The 14,342-nt window shown below is 44.3% G+C and carries 14 protein-coding genes and 1 other RNA gene; 7 read left to right on the top strand and 8 right to left on the bottom strand.

Going from position 1 to position 14,342, the window contains the following annotated elements:
- Positions 1-216: 216 nt before the first annotated feature.
- Positions 217-1,491: a dicarboxylate/amino acid:cation symporter gene (locus tag ACXABW_RS03345; RefSeq protein WP_457523984.1), complete on the bottom strand. Its 1,275-nt coding sequence runs from the start codon at positions 1,489-1,491 to the stop codon at positions 217-219.
- 313 nt (positions 1,492-1,804) lie between these two features.
- The gene (grpE, locus tag ACXABW_RS03340; protein ID WP_252029705.1) at positions 1,805-2,401 is read right to left on the bottom strand and encodes a nucleotide exchange factor GrpE; all 597 of its coding nucleotides are present in this window, start codon (positions 2,399-2,401) and stop codon (positions 1,805-1,807) included.
- A 145-nt stretch (positions 2,402-2,546) separates the two neighbouring features.
- On the opposite strand from grpE, the gene nadK reads away from it, so the two are divergent.
- The 4 genes from nadK to ACXABW_RS03320 all read left to right on the top strand — a co-directional run bounded on the left by nadK (position 2,547) and on the right by ACXABW_RS03320 (position 7,095).
- On the top strand, positions 2,547-3,431 hold the full coding sequence (nadK, locus tag ACXABW_RS03335; RefSeq protein ID WP_252029704.1) for an NAD(+) kinase: 885 nt from the start codon (positions 2,547-2,549) through the stop codon (positions 3,429-3,431).
- 228 nt (positions 3,432-3,659) lie between these two features.
- Complete coding sequence (gene recN, locus ACXABW_RS03330; protein WP_457523981.1) at positions 3,660-5,324, top strand: DNA repair protein RecN; 1,665 nt, start codon at positions 3,660-3,662, stop codon at positions 5,322-5,324.
- 181 nt (positions 5,325-5,505) lie between these two features.
- Entirely contained in the window at positions 5,506-5,865 is a 360-nt protein-coding gene (bamE, locus tag ACXABW_RS03325; protein WP_252029702.1) for an outer membrane protein assembly factor BamE, read from the top strand.
- 198 nt (positions 5,866-6,063) lie between these two features.
- Positions 6,064-7,095 (top strand): erythromycin esterase family protein, encoded by a 1,032-nt coding sequence (locus ACXABW_RS03320; RefSeq protein ID WP_457523979.1) that lies wholly within the window; start codon positions 6,064-6,066, stop codon positions 7,093-7,095.
- Between the two features lie 290 nt (positions 7,096-7,385).
- On the opposite strand, the gene ACXABW_RS03315 is transcribed toward ACXABW_RS03320, so the two are convergent.
- Both ACXABW_RS03315 and ACXABW_RS03310 read right to left on the bottom strand, forming a co-directional pair.
- Positions 7,386-7,739 (bottom strand): RnfH family protein, encoded by a 354-nt coding sequence (locus ACXABW_RS03315; RefSeq protein ID WP_252029700.1) that lies wholly within the window; start codon positions 7,737-7,739, stop codon positions 7,386-7,388.
- Complete coding sequence (locus ACXABW_RS03310) at positions 7,729-8,172, bottom strand: SRPBCC family protein (protein ID WP_252029699.1); 444 nt, start codon at positions 8,170-8,172, stop codon at positions 7,729-7,731. Before ACXABW_RS03310 ends, ACXABW_RS03315 begins: the two co-directional genes overlap by 11 nt.
- A 118-nt stretch (positions 8,173-8,290) precedes the next feature.
- Here ACXABW_RS03310 and smpB point away from each other — a divergent pair, with 118 nt between their 5' ends.
- Positions 8,291-8,773 (top strand): SsrA-binding protein SmpB, encoded by a 483-nt coding sequence (smpB, locus tag ACXABW_RS03305; RefSeq protein ID WP_457523978.1) that lies wholly within the window; start codon positions 8,291-8,293, stop codon positions 8,771-8,773.
- A gap of 67 nt (positions 8,774-8,840) precedes the next feature.
- Positions 8,841-9,207, top strand: a transfer-messenger RNA (tmRNA) gene (ssrA, locus tag ACXABW_RS03300).
- Between the two features lie 66 nt (positions 9,208-9,273).
- Here the strand turns inward: ssrA and ACXABW_RS03295 are convergent.
- The 3 genes from ACXABW_RS03295 to ACXABW_RS03285 all read right to left on the bottom strand — a co-directional run bounded on the left by ACXABW_RS03295 (position 9,274) and on the right by ACXABW_RS03285 (position 12,038).
- Positions 9,274-10,272 (bottom strand): succinylglutamate desuccinylase/aspartoacylase family protein, encoded by a 999-nt coding sequence (locus ACXABW_RS03295; RefSeq protein ID WP_457523976.1) that lies wholly within the window; start codon positions 10,270-10,272, stop codon positions 9,274-9,276.
- Positions 10,273-10,425: 153 nt separating this feature from the next.
- Entirely contained in the window at positions 10,426-11,145 is a 720-nt protein-coding gene (locus tag ACXABW_RS03290; protein WP_457524942.1) for a M15 family metallopeptidase, read from the bottom strand.
- Between the two features lie 182 nt (positions 11,146-11,327).
- On the bottom strand, positions 11,328-12,038 hold the full coding sequence (locus ACXABW_RS03285; protein ID WP_457523974.1) for a DUF429 domain-containing protein: 711 nt from the start codon (positions 12,036-12,038) through the stop codon (positions 11,328-11,330).
- 154 nt (positions 12,039-12,192) lie between these two features.
- On the opposite strand from ACXABW_RS03285, the gene ACXABW_RS03280 reads away from it, so the two are divergent.
- Positions 12,193-12,951 (top strand): 1-acylglycerol-3-phosphate O-acyltransferase, encoded by a 759-nt coding sequence (locus ACXABW_RS03280; protein ID WP_457523972.1) that lies wholly within the window; start codon positions 12,193-12,195, stop codon positions 12,949-12,951.
- 55 nt (positions 12,952-13,006) lie between these two features.
- Here the strand turns inward: ACXABW_RS03280 and ACXABW_RS03275 are convergent, their stop codons facing one another.
- Positions 13,007-14,236, bottom strand: coding sequence for a MalY/PatB family protein (locus tag ACXABW_RS03275; protein WP_457523971.1), 1,230 nt, complete (start codon positions 14,234-14,236; stop codon positions 13,007-13,009).
- Between the last annotated feature and the right edge of the window lie 106 nt (positions 14,237-14,342).

Raw genomic sequence — 14,342 nt, 5'->3', positions numbered from 1 at the left:
CTATTTTCGTTTTGTATATCCCCTATGTGGGGGACGAATAGTGGGCTTTCAACCCTTTCACACAAACAAAAATAATTATGTTTGCTTCTTGTATGCACCATAGATAGGGGCGGCAAACTGCTTTTCAAGGGAGAAAACTAAAAAAATGGAAAAATATTGCGACTAGAAATAAAAAAGCGAGGCACTTGGCCTCGCTTTTATACGATAAGTTGACAATTAAGCGTTCGATTGCGCTGGTTGAACGTCCACTTCTTGCTCTTTGTTCACTTCGCCTTCTGACTTCGCAACGATAGTGTTTACAGCGGTATCACCCACTACGTTAGAAGAAGTACAGAACATATCGTTGATACGGTCTACTGCTGCAATGATTGCAAGGCCTTCTGGTGGAAGACCTAGTTGGTGCAATAGAACACCAACCATTACCACGCCACCACCTGGAACACCACCAGCACCGATCGATAGTAGAAGGATAGTTAAACCAAGCGTGAATACGTCAGCTGTGTTGATTGGTTGACCAAACGCGTTTGCTACGAAAATAGTTGCTAGTGCAATGTAGATAGACACACCAGACATGTTCATGGTTGCACCTAGTGGTACACCGAAACCAGCCACTGACTTAGAAACTTTAAGCTTCTCAGTTAGAGTGCGCATTGTTACTGGAATTGTTGCATTGGAGCTTGCTGTTGATAGCGAGAAAAGGATTTGCTCACGAGTCGCACGCAGGAACGTTTTTGGAGAAATACCTGTCGTTAGACCAACCATCATTGGGTAGAAGAAGAAAATCCAGAATACCAGCATTGCAACAACGAGTGCTACATAGCCCGCAACCGACATTAGCGTGTTCGCGTCTAGTGTTGCACCTAGTTGAATCATCAGAGCAAATACACCGTATGGCGCAAGGCTCATTACTAGGCCAACAAGCTTCATCATAATCTCGTTTGCCATTTTGAACGTGCGGATTGCCGGACCACCACGTGAATCCAAAGCTTGAATCGCAAGACCAGTCAGGATCGCCATGAAGATAATTTGTAGCATGTCACCGTTTGCAAACGCCTGAACAGGGTTGCTAGGTACAATGTTCACAACAAGAGAGAAAATATCTGGTGTTTCTGTAGTGGTTAATTGAACCGCTTCAGAAATAGTGCCAGCTAGGTTTGCATCTGCACCTGGCTGGAAGATTAGGCCAACAGTCAATGCCGCAGTGATCGCGATGATGGTGTTAATAATGTATAGAGCAAAAGTTTTACCACCTAAACGACCAAAAGCAGTGATGTCTTTTAGATCGACGATGCCACATACGATAGATACGTAAACAAGTGGCACAACAAGAAGTTTAATCAATGAAACAAACATACCACCAGCGCCTTCAGCTGCACCTAGCAAGTACGTATCAAAGATAGCTACCCCATTAAACAAGTACTGAATCGCAGTACCGATAAGCAGACCAGCAAATAAGCCTACAAAAATTTTACTTGAGAGCGATTTATCCATCGTTCGTCTCCAGTTTGTTGTGTTGAATATTTGTAATAATTAAGCTATTTATTTGTTTTAAACAGCTAACAACCGCGCATAATACACACAAAAGTTACAAATAAAAGTCTTTATTTACAAAAATGTCACACCAAACAAGTTAGAACAATTTCTAGCCAATCATATATCTAACGATATAAAACACCATTTACCAATCACAACAATTAATTAGTTGCTCTCCCCCTCTCCTACCTTTGTATTTGCTATTGTTTTAAACAAAAAGCAAAAAAAAAGAGAGGCAAAAGCCTCTCTTAATTCACTCTGTTGCAGTGTGTTATTTTGCAACCATAACCATTGCTGGGCGAATTACACGACCATTCAATTCGTAGCCTTTTTGCATCACAAACATAACTGTGTTTGATTCGTGATCTGGGCTTTCTTGGATCGACATAGCCTGATGAAATTCAGGGTTGAACGCTTCACCTTCAGGGTTGATCTCTTTCAGGCCAAACTTAGCCACTGAATCAACGAATGTTTTGTGCGTTAGCTCAACGCCTTCAAGAATAGGCTTAACCACTTCGTTTTCAGCATCTGCAGCTTGAATTGCACGCTCTAGGTTGTCGATAACAGGTAGAAGCTCTTCAGCAAACTTGTTCAACGCGTATTTACGAGCTTTATCGATTTCAGTTTCAGTACGACGACGCATGTTTTCTACTTCAGCTTTCGCACGTAATACAGAATCTTTTTGCTCCTGAACTTTCGCTTCGCTAGACAATAGTGCTGCTTCTAGTTGAGCAATCTTAACGTCTTTCTCGTCACCAGCTTCTTCAAGTTCTGCTTCTGCTTCTTGAGCAGCCGCTTCTACTTTCTCTGCTTCTTCGATGATTTGATCAAGCTCTTCTTCTGTAACTTTGTTTTCTTCGTTGCTCATGATTTCTCCTGAATTCAACTTGCTCAGTGTCTAATTCCTTCAAGTTTATAAGGATTAGATACACAAAAATTCGCATAAATGGGTAACTTGCCCTTATTATGGGGATGAAGATTCCTGAATCAAGCCTAATTCGCCTGGAAAACCTATGAAAAAATCATTTGATGTGATTGCGATTATCGGAAAACCACGAGATCAACAAGCGATTCAAACGCATAAAGAGTTGTATCTTTGGCTAACATCTCTTGGTTACCAAGTGTATATCGATGACAGACTGTGTGAAATTCTCGACGACGTACCCGAGAACCATTTCGCAAGCTTGATAGAGTTAGGGAAAAAGGCTGATCTCGCCATTGTTGTCGGCGGTGATGGAAACATGCTAGGTGCTGCACGGGTACTCTCGCGTTTCGACATCTGCGTAATTGGGGTCAATCGAGGAAACCTAGGCTTCTTAACCGACCTCAATCCAGACAACTTCCAAACGGCATTACTTGATGTACTCAATGGCGAATACATGGTGGAAGAGCGCTTTCTACTCGAAGCCGAGATCCACCGCCACGGCCAAATCAAAAGCCACAATGCAGCTCTAAACGAAGCCGTACTTCACCCGGGCCAAGTGGCTCATATGATTGAATTCGAAGTCTATATAGACGACAGCTTTGCGTTCTCTCAACGTTCCGACGGGTTAATTGTTTCGACGCCAACTGGCTCAACCGCTTATTCACTATCCGGTGGTGGCCCTATACTATCCCCTAGTTTGAACGCGATCAGTTTAGTACCAATGTTCCCGCATACTCTTTCTAGCCGACCACTCGTCGTCGACGGAAAACGCCGTATAAAACTGGTTGTGTCGCCAGATAACCGAGGAACTCAAGAAGTGAGTTGTGATGGCCAAATTTCTCTGCCAGTCTCACCTGGTGATGAAATCCTCATCTATCAAAGTCCGAATGTTTTAAAACTCATCCACCCTAAAGACTACAGCTATTACCATGTGCTACGAAACAAACTGGGATGGTCGAGTAAGCTTTTCTAAGCCATTAAATACATTTGCGAGGGTTGACGAAAAACGTCAACCCTTTCTTTTTATAGGATTAATTCAAAGTACGTTAAACAAAACACCACCACAGCGACGTTATCACTCTCTCAGTAAATCTCTGCTCTGATCCTCTTCACAAAAAAATCACCTGCTCACTTTACTGTATAAAGAAACAGTATATACTGTTTCTTTATACAGTATCGTTCAATTATACAGGTAACCAAAATGCTGGCTCATTTAAGTGTTAATAACTTTGCTATCGTTAAGTCTTTGCAGTTAGAGCTTTCTAAAGGAATGACGACCATTACCGGTGAAACCGGTGCAGGTAAATCTATTGCTATTGATGCCTTAGGGCTTTGCCTTGGCGGAAGAGCTGAAGCTGGCATGGTACGCCAAGGTGAAGAAAAAACCGAAGTCAGTGCTGCATTCCTGTTGGACAATAATCTCCATGCAACTCGCTGGTTAGAAGATAACGACTTACTCGATGGCAGCGAATGTATTCTCAGACGTACGATTACAAAAGAAGGCCGCTCCCGTGCATTCGTAAACGGTAGTCCCGTTCCGCTTTCTCAGCTCAAAACTCTTGGTCAGCTGCTTATTAACATTCATGGTCAGCATGCCCATCATCAATTGATGAAAAGCGATCACCAAATGGCAATGCTCGACCAGTATGCTGGCCACCTCAACCTTTTAAAAAATACGCGAAACGCATATCAAGCTTGGCGTCAAGCAGATAACACGCTCAAGCAACTCAAAGAAAACAGCCAACAAAACCTCGCACAAAAACAATTGCTGGAATACCAAATCAAAGAACTCAACGAACTGTCGATTGGGGAGAATGAATTTGAAGAACTCGAACAAGAACACAAACGATTGTCGAATAGCGGAGAGCTTGCCTCTACCTGCCAGCAAGCCATCGAGCTTATTTACGAAGGTGAAGAAATTAATGCACTTGGTATTTTGCAATCAGCCAATCACTCCCTAATTCAACTCGCTGAATTGGATGAGAAACTCGCTGAACTGCCGAATATGCTGGCGGAAGCAATTATCCAAATAGAAGAAACCAATAGTGAGCTACGTAACTACCTTGATGCCATAGACGTCGATCCCGCTCGTATGGCCTTTATTGAAGAACGCTTTTCCAAAGTCATGTCTATCGCGAGAAAGCATCATGTCATGCCTGAGGAGCTCTATCAGCATCACCAAGATTTGTTAGCTCAGATCGAAGCACTAGACTGCTCAGATGAAAAACTGGATGCGTTAGCACAAGAAGTCGAAGATAAGTATCAAGCTTTCCTAGTGACCGCTGAGAAACTGCACAAGTCTCGTAGCCGCTACGCCAAGGAGCTAAATAAACTGATTAGCCAAAGTATGCACGAACTGAGCATGGAAAAAGCCAAGTTCTGTATTGATGTAGACAATCAAAATACTCACCCATCGCCACTCGGGTTAGACTGCGTGACTTTCTTAGTATCAACCAACCCAGGCCAACCAATGCAGCCAATTGCTAAAGTGGCTTCTGGTGGTGAACTGTCTCGAATCTCTTTAGCAATCCAAGTCATTACCGCACAGAAAGTGGATACTCCAAGCCTGATCTTTGATGAGGTGGATGTGGGTATCAGTGGTCCAACAGCGGCAGTGGTAGGCAAAATGCTTCGTACACTTGGTGAGTCAACGCAAGTTCTATGTGTTACCCACCTTCCGCAAGTTGCAGGCTGCGGCCATCAGCAATTGTTTGTTGCCAAGCAGACAAAAGCCGGAAAGACAGAAACTCAGATGCACCAATTAGATGATCAGCAACGCGTTTCCGAGCTAGCAAGATTACTCGGTGGTAGCCAAATCACTGATTCCACACTGGCGAACGCTAAAGAGCTTTTGATTGCCGCCTAGCCTTACCGCTGAGGCTTTTGCAGGGATAAGTTCCCTTTTGGCGAAAAAATGCGTCGAGTTTGCAACCAAATTCAAAATTCATGGTCTGAAACAGTTCAAAGTGCAGGGAGCTTTTTACTTTAGCTCCCAGCTTGTTTATTATCAGCTCAGTTTCGAGATCCATTAGTTAAGAATTTTAAGTATGCAACTGAAAAAGTGGCTAATCGCTGTACCACTAGCAATGACAATGCTGACAGGTTGTTCCCTGTTGGAAAAATTGGTGTACCGTATCGACATCAATCAAGGTAACTACGTAGAACAAGAAGCAGTCGATAAGCTGAAGTTCGGCATGTCTAAAGAGCAAGTGCGTTATGTAATGGGCTCTCCAATGCTGATTGAAAATGGCTACCCTGACACTTGGTACTACATCTACCACCACACTGAAGGCCACAAAGCATCGATTCAAAAGAATCTCGTTGTGAACTTCAACGCAGCTGGCACTCTCGTAGATATTACGGGTGACTTTCCAGCCAGTGATACCTTCTTTGAGCAAATTCAATAAGTTAGTTTGAGTTCTCTCTAGTTTTTATGAAAAAGCCTCCACCTAGGAGGCTTTTTTATTCGCAGTGAATCGAGAAACTCCCCTTCGCCCCCCCCCCCCCACACATTGAACACCACCGCAATTAGGCTTTTCCCCTATTTGAACGGCCCATCCATAAACCTAATCTTCATAGCAACATACATATCAAGGAAGTTGCTTATGAATAATCAATCTATAACCGGTACCCTACTTTGTACTCTTTTGCTATTCGGCTGTGGCGGAGACAACGAACCAGAGCAAGTCTCTGTCACCTCTTACATTAACAGCTTGGAGTTCAGTGAAACGGATAATAGCGATCTCGAAGCGATTGGTACTGCCGTCTCGGGAAAAAGCATTATTGGTTTAGGCGAAGCCACACACGGTGGTGCTCAAGGTTATAAGTTAAAATCAAGGGTCGCTAAGTACCTTCATCAAGAAGAAGGCTATCAGGTTCTCGCGATGGAAAGCGGCCTGTACGACGGGCTGCGTTTGTGGCAACGCTTAATGGATGGAGACGTCACCGATGTACGTGACGCAATACTTTACTCCTTTATGTTCCTATATGCAGAAACACCAGAGATTTACCCTTTATACGAATACGTAGAGCAGCAAGCCTTTACCGACAACCCAATGTACCTAGTTGCTTTTGACGGTAGACACAGCAGCGATCCTGCATGCGACACTATGCTTCCTGAAATGAAAACTTTTTCCGAAGCGAATCAGCTCGTCTCGTTAGATTGGGATAGCTTTATTGCTAACGGGAACGCCATGATGTGCCCTTGGTACTTTGAAGAGCCAGACACAGCGAATAAAGAATTACTCATAACCCAATTGCAAAGCCTTAATTCAGCGCTCACTCAGATGAAAGCGTCGCAGGCCCTACCTGCCCTCGAAGATCGTTCAGGTTTTCGCGACTATGCGACATTCTGGCTACAAATAGTCAAAAGCATGCAAGCACAAATCAACAGCCGTTGGTTTGACTCATACAATGACGATGAAATCATGCAAGCAGATAACTTGTATTGGCTAAAAACAGAATGGTTCCCAAATAAGAATATTGTTGCTTGGGGACACAACGTGCACATCAGCTCCTACATCGGAGCTTGGCATGACTCGATCGGTGCATTTGCTCACTTAAAAGAGATGATAGGTGAAGACAACGTGTACAGTTTGCTCCATTCATTTGACCACGGCTACATTACACCAATGTAAGCTGAGCTTGAGCTGCGCTCGACTCCCTATTACGCATCAAGTGTACCTAATAGTGTAGAGAAATTGCTCGCCCAAAACGGCGTAGAAACCGCATTTATAGAGATGGCTAACCTCGCGTCTCTTAGCAGCCCAAATAGTATTGTAGGCCAATCACTATTACGGGCAACAGAGCTTGCCGATGGACTCATTTATACCCAAGAAGAAACACCGAGTACCATAGACTCACCGAGATAAGCTCAACAGTCACAAACAAAAACACCTCCGGTTGGAGGTGTTTTTGTATAAATACATTAGCTTGTCTTACGTAAGGTATTAGGTTTCCCACCAGTTACGGGATCCGCATTGCCTGCCGCTTTCGCCTGTTCGGCACGTTTTCGCCGAATCTCTTTCGGGTCGGCTAATAACGGGCGATAGATTTCGATTCTATCTTTGTCACGCACCGTCGCATCAAGCTTCACATTGCGACTAAACACACCGACTTTATTCTTAGCCAGATCGATTTCCGGGTACAAACTCATCACACCTGATTGCTGAATAATTTCTTCAACCGTCATAGAGTTGTTAACTACCAGCGTAAATACTCGCTGCTCTTGAGGCAACGCATACACCACCTCAACATGAATCATTTCCGACTCAATACTCATAGCACTCGTACACCTGTTTCGCGCGTTTGGTAAATGCATTGACCATGTTACTGGTTAGCTCATTAAAAATCTTACCGAAAGCCATTTCGATCATTTTGCTAGAAAACTCAAATTCCAGTTTAAGTTCTACTTTACATGCTTTGTCATCAAGCGGTGTAAAGTACCAGCCCCCTTTTAAGGTTTTAAATGGCCCATCGACCAAACTCATAATGATCGCTGAACCTGCGACTAACTCATTTGAAGTCGTAAAGGTTTTACTGATCCCAGCTTTGGATACATCAACAGAAGCAACCATGGCATCTTGCGACGATTCAATCACGCGTGAGCCAGAGCACCCCGGCAAAAACTCTGGGTACTTAGCCACATCATTAACCAAATCGAACATCTGCTCTGCACTAAATGAGACCAACGCAGAGCGACTGACTTGCTTCATAGTTATTCCTCTATCGCCAAAATTTGTTCTTAAGCGTGGTGCAATTTTACTTTTATTCTCTGATAGCGCAAATAAAAGCATTTCCTATCCGAAATCCAAGCCGTATAATGCGGAGACTATGGCAAAGAAATCAAAGAATAAAGCGGGTAGCAATACTATCGTGCTCAATAAAAAAGCTCGCCACGAATATTTCATCGACGATGAAATTGAAGCAGGGCTAGAGCTACAAGGCTGGGAAGTGAAGGCGCTTCGCCAAGGCAAAGCTAACATTGCAGAAAGCTACGTTTTCATGCGTGATGGTGAAGCCTTTGTAAGTGGCATGACAATCACTCCTTTGAACCAAGCATCTACACACGTAGTCGCTAACCCTACTCGTGTTCGCAAGCTCTTAATGAGCCGCCGCGAGCTAGATAACCTATTTGGTCGAATCAACCGCGAAGGGATGACACTTGCAGCGCTATCGCTGTATTGGTCTCGTTCTTGGGTGAAAATGAAGATTGGCGTTGCGAAGGGTAAAAAGCTTCACGACAAACGTACTGATCTTAAAGAGAAAGACTGGGCTCGCGAGAAAGCACGCGTAATGAAAAGCGCATTGCGTTAAATGTGAGCACTTAAACGCGTAACGCTAGACAGGTTAAGCTTTTCTGGTACTATGCGAAGAACACTTTGGGGCTGATTTAGGATTCGACAGGAATTTTGCAGTCTGAGGTGCATGCCGTGGGGCGGTTGGCCACGTAAAAAGCCGCAAAAAAATAGTCGCAAACGACGAAAACTACGCACTAGCAGCTTAATAACCTGCTCAGAGCTCTCTCGCCCTAGCTTCCGCACGTAAGACGGGGACCAACGAGAGATCAAACCCAAACGCGCTAGCCCGGATTTTCCCACCTGAGAGATGAACGGCGAATTATAATTCAGGTTAGCCATTTACTAGCGTGTCGGTTCGCAGGTAGGTGGTGAAATTAAAGATCGACTAAGCATGTAGTACCAATGATGAATGGTTTTTGGACGCGGGTTCAACTCCCGCCAGCTCCACCAAACGTTTGGAAAAGGCCACCTTCGGGTGGCCTTTTTTTATTTCAATATGATATTGATAAATCGGGTTTACTTTATCAATCGAACCACTAGTGAGCCCGGTGCTCGAACCGATTCTACATTATGGCTGATCACCGTCCCGCTTGAAGGTGAGTAGTAGGTTTGAATCTCATCACCAAAGCTATTGTATTGCGTAGCAAGTTTTTGGCCTTGTTCGACACTATCCAATAACTCAACATGGCAAATCACAAAGCCACCTTCTTCTGCCCTCACGCTGGTGATGGTCTTTCCCTCAACACATTGCTCCTGTGTTGCCGGTACCTCTCCTTCAAGCATCTCGTAAGAGCGCAGGACATTTAAAACACCCAGCGTTGCTCTATCCACCATCTCTAAATCGGTGTAACGACCAACGCCCACTTCAATAGTGATGGAAGGAATGCCTGCACGGTTATAAACCGTTTCCAGAATCCCAGGGTCGCCCGGGTCGTTAAGAATCACATCAGGGTTTATTAGCCTCGCCATCCGAATCGCATCATCAAGCCGGTAATCGGCAAACGCATAAAGTGGGTATGCACTGCCACTCGTTTGAGAGTGAAGATCAATTGCGAGATCAGCATTTGGCTTGAGTAAATTCTCCCATAAGCTATAGGCGTAGCGACTGGCATCATCACCACTCGGGTTACCTGGAAAAATTCGGTTGAGGTTCGCAGAAGAACTGTCTGGAGCAGCAGAATGAAAATCACGACTGTGGCGAGCAATACCCGATAAGTTAACCGCCGGAACGATAGTAACACAGCCGGAAATTGTTTTGCCTTCTAGCTCTCTTGCAAGCTTTTGTGCCGTTAAAATGCCATTTTGCTCATCGCCATGTACACCAGCCGTAATCACAATACGCTTTCCTGGCTTTGCTCCTTTAAACACTCTAACGGGTAGTGTTTGTGGATGACCAATCGCGTCTGTTGCCACCGCAAACCAAAATTTGTGCTCGCCCGCTTCAAGCGCGTTAACGTCTAACGCTTGAATAGTTGGGTACATGGGCACAATACATTCGTTGAGTGGCTTGGTCATTTTACTCTCCATCTTGATACAGCTATTGCCATGGTAACTGATGTTGATACAACTAGCACTAATGAAGCATTCTATTGGGTAGCCAGCAATACCCTCCTCTCTTGGTTTGGAAAGAGCTAACTTGAAAGGATTGACCCTTTTTGTCTCTGTTAGCTAAATGCTGTGAACAGTCTGAAACGCGCAATATGCTCTCGCCTTTTCACCGCCTTGGCTTTGTCGTTGAGTAAAACAACTGCGATAGCGCTTAATGTAACTTTCAAATGCCGCTTCAGCTTCTGGCTTAGGGAGTGCTAATAGTTGACTAACGAACTTTCTAGAGCCGACTTCAAAGTGCTGAGTATCAATTGGGGTATTCCAGTCACCGCCCCAAATAAGAAAGCCATGATGAGCAAAGATCTCTACGACATCTTCTGCCATTCCCTGACGCTCTATTTCATTTCTCGCTCTAAAGCGCGTGCGGTTAACGTAACTCGTCGCTGACTGAGCAGGCTTAACCGTAATTTGCCCGTTGTCATCAAACTCCAAGAAAGGGTTTTGAACTGGGTTAATGTCTACGGCCACGCCATAAGCATGTTTCGACCAACTCGAACCGCCCGTAATTGGCCGCGCATTGAAAGCACTGCTGTTATTGGCATCCATGGAAGCATTATCATCTCCTTTAAACTCACGCATCAATCGAGCGGAGTGCAAAGGAAACTTACGTTGGTGCAATTCAGAGAAAATACGCTCAACTGACGGAGCAACCACATCCAAGACGATCATACTGCCTTGTTTTGTTTCCCCCTTAAAATCAACAAACGTGAAGTCGACTTTCGATAATCGCTCACAACCAACAGGAGCGCCCTCATTCAACACACCTTGCTTTTTCATCATGCCACACTGCCATTCAGAGACCGGTGCGACTTGAGAATAACTGGCTGCACTGAATGAAATAGCCGCTAAGCCTAGTAACCATTTTTTCACGTGAAACTTCCTTACGTTGTCTGAGCTAACTGTAAATGAGTGCCATATCGAGTCAGCCTAATTAGCCTACTCGTTTAGAATACTATCTTCTATTATCTCAAGCACTTATCCAAATAGACAATCTCTCGCACGCGACCGCTCGGGTCGGTATCTAGCGATGATGGCAAAGTAGAAAGAGCACTAGCCTCAGCTGCGACTAACATGAGCACAAACGCATCAATAACATCATCTTTATTGGCCAGTTTTGATGGTGTCTGTTGAAGTTGGCTATCTAATACAACTCCCCATTTAGGCTCAAGTAACCGAATCAAAGCCAATCGCTCACTTTGTCCCTCTTTGGTTTTCTTACCAAACTCTAACGGTGCGCCATTAAGCGCAGCAAACACCACTTCCGGATGAGACTCTCTTAAGGTGAGTGATGGGTTTGAGGCAAGTACAGATTCCACCTCTCGAACTTTGGGTAAAATAAACCAAGTCTGCTTTGAAATCTTTTTCCCCAATACTGAAAAATTAATTTCACACGCTTGTTCATACGTTTCAGCGTAGCAAGCCTCACGACAAGGGACAGGAAAAACCGAAGCGCTACGTGTGGGTGACAAGAACTTCCGAGCCGCCTTGTCACATAGCCTATCCGGCGTTTTGGGGTCACTAAAACCAATCGGAATATCGATCAAAGCCGTACCACTTTCCAACACATTCAATACGTCGTTCAAAAGCGGAACTATTTTGCAGTTAGGTACACCATCTTTGACGTACCAGACAACCCAACCCGCCTTACATCCATCAATACCTATACCGTTCACTCTTATCTCACCTACTTCATTCAACGTAATCTCGAACTGAATATTACCTCCCTCCCAATTCTTTTGCAATTTAGTTAAATAGAATTAAAACTCTAATACTATGAATCTACAGAGAATATCCCTAAGCCTTGATGCTGTTGGAAAGGAGAACATTGTGCTTAAAGTTATAAGGTTGCTACTCGCAGCTGTGTTCATGGTCGTCATCACTCTGTTTGCACTGGTATATTGCTTATTTAGCCCCAGAGATCCAAAACACGTCTATTTTTTCTGCCGTTGGTTTAATCAGCTGCACAAGTTAATTGGCGTTGATCTAATTCAGCGGGGGTTAGACAAAGCACCGACTCCTGCAAACAGTGTTTACATTTCCAATCATCAAAGCGTGTATGACTTTGTCACGTCACCAGGCATGCTGCGTCCAAGAACGGTATCTTTAGGTAAAAAAGAGCTATTGTGGGTGCCGTTTTTTGGCCAACTCTACTGGATAACGGGCAATATTCTTATCGATAGACAGGACAAGTCCAAAGCCCGCGATACGCTTCAGCAAGTGGTTGAAGCCATTCACCAACGTAACCTTTCTATTTGGGCTTACCCAGAAGGAACTCGTAGCAAAGGAAGAGGATTATTGCCCTTTAAAACTGGCGCTTTTCGCATGGCCATTGCAGCAGGAGTACCTATTACTCCAATGTGCGTGAGCACAACTCACAACAAGATCAACTTAAGCCGCAAAGACAATGGCATTGTGATTACAGAAATGCTCGAACCTATTGATGTCTCTGGCTATAACTTAAACCAAGCTCGTGAACTTGCCGATCATTGCCATGCATTAATGGCAGAAAAAATTGCCCAACTGGATAAAGAGGTGGCCGAGTTAGAACTAGCAACAGGACAAGAGCACAAAGCACAACGCTCATAGAGTTGAAAGTAAAACTATTTGGGGCTGCTCTCTTGGCAGCCCTTTCTGTGCTAGCCTAACAACAGCAACCAGAAGACGCTGATTCGTTGCCGCTGCATTGTGTCGCTATTTCATCGTACCGCTCCACTGCATTTTTCAGCCGAGCAAACGATTCTTGTAGCTCTTCTAGTGGTAACGCAATATTCATGCGATAAAAATTACTATCGCTTTCCCCAAACCATGAGCCAGGGGTCAGCCCCACTTTTGCTTGCTCAACCAATAGCGCCTTAAGCTGTTCACTACTCAACTTAAGAGTGGAGAAGTCAAACCAAATTTGCCCTGTCCCCTCTGGTTTGAACATCTTCAGTTGTGGAATTTCTAAAGCAACAAACTGTTCAATCCAATCAACACTTTGCTGCAGGTAAGCCAAAAATCCGTTAAACCAAGGTAGGCCTTCCCTATAGGCGGCAATGGTCGCAAAGGTGGTAAATGCATTGCCATGATCTAACGCCATCGAGCTCACAACGGTTTTGATTGGCTTGAGTAACGAAGGATTATCAGTATAGATATAACCATTGGAGATGCTATTAAGACCAAAGTTTTTTGCTGGCGAACCAATAATCGAAATGGTGTTGTGGTAATCCTGCTGCAAAATACTATTGAAGGTATGCCCGTTAAAAACAATGTCAGCATGAATTTCATCACTGATCACCAGCACATTGTATTGCTTAGCGATCTTCGTCATGATTCTCAGCTCTTGCTGAGTCCAAACCCGCCCAACTGGGTTATGCGGGTTACACAGCAACACTATTTTCACTGCATCATTTTTCAACTTGGACTCAAAATCATCGAAATCCATCTCATATCGGCCATCTTGTAGCTTAAGTGAGTTGTTAACCACCTTTCTCCCCGCTGATTCAATCAATCGACGAAACTGGTGATAAACTGGCGTTTGGATCAGCACGCCTTCACCTTCCGCAGAAAACTCTCGGATCAGCAGCGCAATAGCACTGAGCACTCCAGGCACTTGCACAAAGTTGTCGGTGTCCATGGATAGGCCATGTCGTGACTGGTTCCATTGCGCAATCGCCGAAAACACACTTTGCGAATCAAATTCGTAGGAGTACATCTCTCGCTCAACAAGTCGCGACAGCTCTTTGGTTATTGGATTAGCAATAGGAAAACTCATGTCCGCTACCCAATATGGCGCCACATCATCCGTACCGTAAATCTGGTTGAGCATTTGGCTATCGTGTTTAATAAATTTGTTGCTGGAGTCTTCGGTCATTGGCAATGCTTGGAACATAAAGGCCTCGTGTGTATTTTCTTTGAAGTTCAAGATGAAGGTATCGATTTTCCGATATGGAATAATCAATCTTTTACTAGCTAAGACGGTGAGATCCTGAAAAAGA

It is taken from the genome of Vibrio paucivorans (assembly GCF_054053395.1).
This window is presented reverse-complemented; position numbering and strand designations above follow the sequence as displayed.